This window comes from Kitasatospora sp. NPDC059571 (assembly GCF_042735675.1).
GTDB lineage: Bacteria > Actinomycetota > Actinomycetes > Streptomycetales > Streptomycetaceae > Kitasatospora.
In genome coordinates this window covers 1-5,997 of the sequence record NZ_JBHWBW010000481.1, presented here as the reverse complement: position 1 = coordinate 5,997, position 5,997 = coordinate 1, and the positions used below count along the sequence as shown (strand labels likewise).

At 75.6% G+C, this 5,997-nt stretch carries 3 protein-coding genes and 1 pseudogene; 1 reads left to right on the top strand and 3 read right to left on the bottom strand.

Going from position 1 to position 5,997, the window contains the following annotated elements:
- Window positions 1-103: 103 nt before the first annotated feature.
- From ACFV0G_RS33430 to ACFV0G_RS33420, 3 genes and pseudogenes are all read right to left on the bottom strand, one after another.
- Entirely contained in the window at window positions 104-946 is an 843-nt protein-coding gene (locus tag ACFV0G_RS33430) for an HAD family hydrolase (protein ID WP_380556116.1), read from the bottom strand.
- Window positions 946-3,464, bottom strand: a pseudogene (locus tag ACFV0G_RS33425) (phosphoribosyltransferase). The gene ACFV0G_RS33430 and the pseudogene ACFV0G_RS33425 overlap by 1 nt, the downstream one beginning before the upstream one ends.
- A gap of 109 nt (window positions 3,465-3,573) precedes the next feature.
- Window positions 3,574-4,746, bottom strand: a complete 1,173-nt coding sequence (locus ACFV0G_RS33420) for an HpcH/HpaI aldolase/citrate lyase family protein (RefSeq protein WP_380556114.1) — start codon at window positions 4,744-4,746, stop codon at window positions 3,574-3,576.
- Between the two features lie 316 nt (window positions 4,747-5,062).
- On the opposite strand from ACFV0G_RS33420, the gene ACFV0G_RS33415 reads away from it, so the two are divergent.
- A partial coding sequence (locus ACFV0G_RS33415) for a TerD family protein (protein ID WP_380556112.1) occupies window positions 5,063-5,997 on the top strand: 935 nt, incomplete at its 3' end.

Genomic DNA, 5,997 nt, shown 5'->3' with positions numbered 1-5,997 from the left:
GCCCCGCACGGGGCCCGGCCCGCCGCGCACCCGGGCTCGGCGCCGCCGCAGGAGTGCGGCCCCAGACGTGCGGCCTCAGGCGTGCTGCCTCAGCAGGGCGGCCTCAGGCACGGACGGTGGAGGCGGCCCTGACCCGGGCGAGCATCCGGCGGACGATCTCCTCGCCCGCAGCGACCCCGGTCTCGGTCAGCGCGGTCACCCCGGGCGCCGTCCAGTCGGAGTCCGCGAGCTCGCCGTGGCCGGGCCGCCAGCCGTGGTCGGCGGCGAGCAGCAGTTCGGCGTCGAGCAGCGAGTCGCCGGCGGTCAGCACGGTGGCGGCGCCGGTGCGGCGCTCCACCTCGGCCAGGGCGGCGCTCTTGGTGAGCGGCGCCGGCACGGCGTACACCTTCCGGCCCTGGAGCGAGATCGTCCAGCCGCGCTCGGCGCACCAGCCGGTCAGCTCGTCGAGCCAGCCCTCGGGCAGCTCGGCGCGCTCCACCACCAGGTAGGCGAAGAGGTCCTCGGCGACGCGGCGCTTGTGCGTCCACTCCGGGTCGGCGGCGATCGCCAGGTGCTCGACCACCTCGGCGAGCGGGGCGCTGGCCTCGGTGAGCCGGCCGCGGACCTCGGCGTGCCAGTCCCGGTCGACCACGCCGTCCACCAGCAGGTGGCCGCCGTTGGCGCAGATCGCGTAGCGCGGCACCCAGCCGGGCGTCGGCCCGGGCAGGTTGACCCGCTCGTACTGGGCGCGGGTGCGGGTCGTCGCGGGGACGAAGACGGCCAGCCCGGTCAGTTCGACGAGCAGCTCGGCGGCCTGCTCGGTCATGAACGAGAGCGCCCGGCCGTCGTTGACCTCCACCGAGAGCAGCCGCGGGGCGAGCCGGTCCGGCACGCCCAGGGCAAGCGCCCGGTTGGAGTAGATCAGGGTGCGGTCGAGGTCGCTCGCGACCAGGAACTGACTCGGCATCAACTGTCCTTCATGGCAGGGTCCGTACCGTCGGCGGTTGCCACCGCCGTGCCGTCGGCGCCGGTCGCGCCGCGGGTGTAGCGGGGGTGGATGAGACCGACGCAGGAGTACGGCAGGTCGTCCACCTCCTCCACCGGTACACCGCGCTGCTCGGCGAGCAGGCGGACGTGGTCGAGGTCGGCGCCGGCGCCGCGGTGGGCGAGCACCCGCCAGGGCACCCGGCGCAGCATCACCCGGGTGGTCTCGCCGACCCCGGGCTTGACCAGGTTGACGTCGTCGATGCCGTACTCCGCGCTGATCCGCTCGACCGCGGCCCAGCCCTCCCAGGTCGGGGTGCGGTCCGAGGCGCCGAGCGCGTCCGCCGCGGCCTCCGCGCGGGCCCGGACGGCCGGGAAGTGCGCGGCGACGGCGGCGAGGAAGTCGTTGGAGACGTCCGCCACGGCCAGGTCCCGGTAGAACTTGGCGCCGTGGAAGTCGTCCGGGCCGATCAGGTCGGCGCGCAGCACGGTGCGCGAGACCAGCCCGGAGACCGTGGAGTTGAGGCAGGCGGACGGGATCAGGAAGTCGTCGCGGGTGCCGAAGGTGCGCACGCAGCGGCCGGGGTCGGCGAGCACCGCGAGCTCGGGGTCGAAGCCGGTGCCGGCCAGCGCCTCGGCGAGTTCTCGGGTGATCGCGCCCTTGCCCGTCCAGCCGTCCACGAAGACCACGTCGGCGGCCCGGTGGTGGGCGGCGAGGTGCCGCAGCGCCACCGTGTCGATGCCGCGGCCGCGCACGATGGAGACGGTGTAGTGCGGGGCGTCCACGCCGTGCGCGAAGCGCAGCCAGCGGCGGATCAGCACGCCGACCGGGGTCCCGGCCCGGGCCAGCGAGGCCAGCACCAGGCCGCGGCCGCGCTCGCGCAGCAGCGTCTCGGCGACCGTGCCGACGCCGAGCGCTATCCGCTCCGCGGAGGCGCCCAGCGCCTGCCGGTACAGCTCCTGGTACTCGGCGCTCGGCTGGTACTCGACCGGCAGCGACTCCGCGTAGTGCGCGCCGCCGGACTGCACGGCCTCCTCGCGCTCCTCGGTCGGCGCCTCCAGCGCCACCCCGGAGAGGTCCTTGAGCAGCCAGGTCACGTCCTCGGCCGGGTACGAGGAGAACGCCGGGCCGAAGAGCGGGGCGGGCAGCGTGGTGGTCATGGGTCTCGCCTTAGCTCGGGGTGCGCGGTCGATGGTGGGGGGTGGAGGCGTCAGCGGGGTGGCCGCGGACGGTACGCGGGGAGAACGGCGAGCACCACCTGGTCGGTGACCGCCCGCAGCTGTTGCAGCAGTCCGGCCGGATGGTCGTGCAGGGCGGCGGTGTCCGCCGGGGTATCGACGACCAGCACGACGGCGTCGAACCGGCGGGCCGGGTCGGCGCCCGGCGCGACGTTGTAGGCGTACCGCTCGGTGGAGCCGTCGGCCGGGTCGTCGTGCGCGGGGAAGGCCAGCGCGGTGCGGATCGCGTAGCCGGGGTCGTCGACGGCGAGCACCGGCGAGCGGGTGGTGGTGGAGAACCGCACCCGGTCCGGGCCGAGGCGCTCGGCGAGCGCGCCGGCCAGGCGCAGCGGCGCGTACATCAGCTCCTCGAAGCCGAGCACCAGGATCCGCTCGCGGTCGGCGACCAGGTCCGCGACGGGTGCGGCGAGGGCCGGCAGCGCGCCCTCCAGGCGGCGGCGGTGCTCCCGGGTGAAGCCGTGCCGGCCGCCGTCGGGCAGGTCGGCGGGCCAGTCCAGCTCGGCCCGCAGGACGGGTGCGAGCGGGCCCTCTGGGCGGGGCTGCGCGGGCTGGGCGTCGATCAGCACCTGGGCCCGAGGCAGCACGTCGGCTGGCAGGTCGACGCCGCCCTCGGCGGTGGCGACCAGGTCGAGCCGGGCGCCGAGCTCGGCGGCGGCGGCCTCCAGCCGGGCCCGGTCGGCGGCCGTCCGCAGGTCGACCAGGGCGACCACCACGTAGTGCTCGCGGGGGTGCGCGGCGTGCAGCGCCCGGACGGTGTTGAGCACGGTGGTGCCGGTGGAGAACTCGTCGTCGACCAGGACCAGCGGCCCGTCGCCGGCCAGCAGCTCGCCGTCCTCGGGCAGCAGCAGGTGCGAGGTGGCGTGGGAGTGCTCCTCCTCGAAGCCGCCGACCGGGACGAGCCCGTCGACCGGGCGCCGGGTGGAGTGCAGGTAGGGGGCGTCCAGGCCGTCGGCGACGCTGTGGCCGAGCGCGGTCGCGGTCTCCGCGTAGCCGAGGACGACCGCCCGGGCGGCGGCCTCGTCGCCGATCAGGTCGCGCACCCGGCGGCCGAGCTCCAGGCCGGCCCCGTGCACCACCTCCGGATGCTGCGGCACGTGCTTGCCGAGCACGTGGGAGACCAGCAGGTGGGCGCGGCGCGGGTTGCGGCGCAGGGCGAGCCCGATCAGCCGGGGCAGCTCGGGCGAGCCGGTGAGGGCGATGTCGAGCCGGTCGGTGACCCACTGGCCGGACCAGGGCGCCGTCTCGGCGTGCGGTGCGGTCACAACTCCTGCTTTCGGTGGTGCAGCCGTGCGGACGTGCGGCGGGGCGGGAAGGACTGGATGCGGAGGGGCGTGCTCCGGTCGAGGGTACCGAGGCGGGGCCCGGCGGCGGTCAGCCGCAGAGGCAGGCGCCGAGCAGCTCGGCGAAGCTGACGTCCTCGCGGGCGACGCCGAACACCTCGGCGCGCAGCATCACCCGCTCCGCCCAGGCCCGGTGCGGCTTGGCCTCGTTCATCTTGTTGGTGTACGCCGAGCGCAGCACGCCGCCGCCGTCGCGGTGCCGGCTGAGGATGTCCTGCGCGTCGGAGAACTCCTCGTGGGTGACGACCGACAGGGCGTGCACGGCGGGCACGTGGCTGGGGTGGATGCAGGTCTTGCCGAGCAGCCCGTTGGCCCGGTCGAGCTCGATCTCGCGGATCAGGCCGTCCAGGTCGTGCTCGATGATGCGCTGGCGGACGCCGTCCGCGGGCGGCTGCGCCTCGGCGAACGGGGTGCGCCGCAGCTGCGGCTTGAACATCCGCTCCTGCACCGGGAAGTACTCCCAGACCGGCCCGGTGACGGTGTACCCGGTGCCGTCGGCGCGGCCCAGCACGTTCACCACGTCGCCGATGACGCCGGCGACCAGCGCCACGTCGTAGGCCGTCAGGTCGGGCGAGCGGCGCAGTCCGTACGCGGAGCACAGGTCGGTGACGCCGAGTCGGACGGCCAGGATGCGCTCGCGGTACTTGTCCAGCAGGCGGGAGATCCCGTACAGCTGCTCGCGCCGGGTCTCCAGGTGGGCCAGCTCCGGCGACTCCAGGACGGGCATGGCGAACAGCCGCTGTCCGGAGGCCTCCTCGGCCCTGGTGAGCGCCTCCAGGTAGGCGCCGCCGCTCTCGTCGGTGAACTTGGGCACCACGTAGCCCGCGAGCAGCCGGACGGCCGGGCCGAGCCGGCGGGTCAGGTCGGTGATCTGCTCGGCGCGGCGGACCCGCACGAAGAGCAGCGGGACGCCCTCGGCACCGTCGGCGGCGAGCTCGCCGAGCTGGGCCACCAGGTTCCGTTCGGCGTCCGGCACCTCGTGGTCGGCGATCGCGTCCTCCAGGCAGAGCACCATGGAGACCACGCCGCGGGCGGCCTGCTTGCGGATGTCGGCGGCCAGCGTGGTCCGGGTCGCCGGGCTGTACAGGGTGGCACCGAGCCCGGTGGAGAGCACGGCCGCCTCGCTCTGCAGGTCGAAGGCGACGGGCTCGCTCAGGAAGAGCCGACCCCGGACGTCGTCGGCAAGGTGGCCGAAGTGGCGCAAATCGCTCTCCCTGGAGGCTCGGTGGCGGCCCGGTGGCCGGGCGGGGTACGGCTGACGCCCTGACAGCACGGACGCACGGCCGGACCCGATGGTTTCGGGGTGGGGGGCGGCGCACGGGACATCTCACCCGCGGGCGGGGTCTGCCGGGGTGGACGGGCCGCCCGGGCCGTTGGCCGCTAATCGTACGGTCCGTTTCGGCCGTGCAAAGCCTTGAAACATCGAATTCTCGGAAGGTTACCTGGGGCGACACACAACGCGGACGCCGGTGGCCGGTCCACGTTGTCCGGCGGGGGCGCCGCCGGGCAGGATGTAGGGCATGACGCACGTGATGGCGAAGGGCGCCAACATTCCACTGACGGCCTCGGCCGTCCGGGCCGAGCTGCGCTGGACGGCCGCGCCCGGCGGGCCCGAGGTGGACGTCTCGGCCCTGCTGACCGGCACCGACGGCAAGGTCCGTTCGGATGCCGACTTCGTCTTCTACAACCAGCCGGACCACCCGTCCGGCGCGGTGCGCCACCTCGCGGGCCAGCAGTCCTCGGCCGGCGAGGAGGTCTCGGACGCGGTCGAGATCGACCTCTCCCGACTCGCCGGGGACGTCGAGCGGGTGGTGCTGGCCGGGTCGGCCGAGGGCGGATCGTTCCGCGCGGTGTCCGGACTGCGGGTGCTGGTCTTCGATGCCGCGGGGGGCGCGGAGGCGATCGCCGAGTTCCCGATCACCGACGGTGACGAGGTGACGGCGCTGGTCGCCGGCGAGTTCTACCGCCGCAGCGGCTCCTGGAAGTTCCGCGCGATCGGGCAGGGCTACGCCAGCGGCCTGAGCGGGCTCGCCACCGACTACGGCATCGCGGTGGAGGACGGCGAGGACGACGCGTCCGGGCAGGCGCCGCCGTCCGACGCCGCCGACCGGGCCCCGGCCGCTCCGGCGGAGGAGGAGCCGGACACCTACACGCTGGCCCCCGCGGCGCCGACCGCCCCGCTCCCGCCGCCGCCGGCCGCCCCGCCCACCGCCGGGGTGCCCGCCGCGCCGCCGGCGACGCCGGCCCCCGCGGCCCCGCCCGCCGGGTACGGCTACCCGCAGCCGGCCGCGGCCCAGGGCGGCTACGGCTACCCGCAGGCCCCCGCGCCGTACCCGCCGCAGCAGCCCAACACCGGGTACGGGTACCCGCAGCAGCAGCCGCCCGCCGGGTACGGCTACCCGCAGCCCCCGCAGCCGAACACCGGCTACGGCTACCCGCAGCAGCAGCCCGCCCC

Bases quoted from the DNA above. Each gene is read 5' to 3' on its own strand.
- ACFV0G_RS33430 (WP_380556116.1), bottom strand. From the start codon at position 946: ATGCCGAGTCAGTTCCTGGTCGCGAGCGACCTCGACCGCACCCTGATC.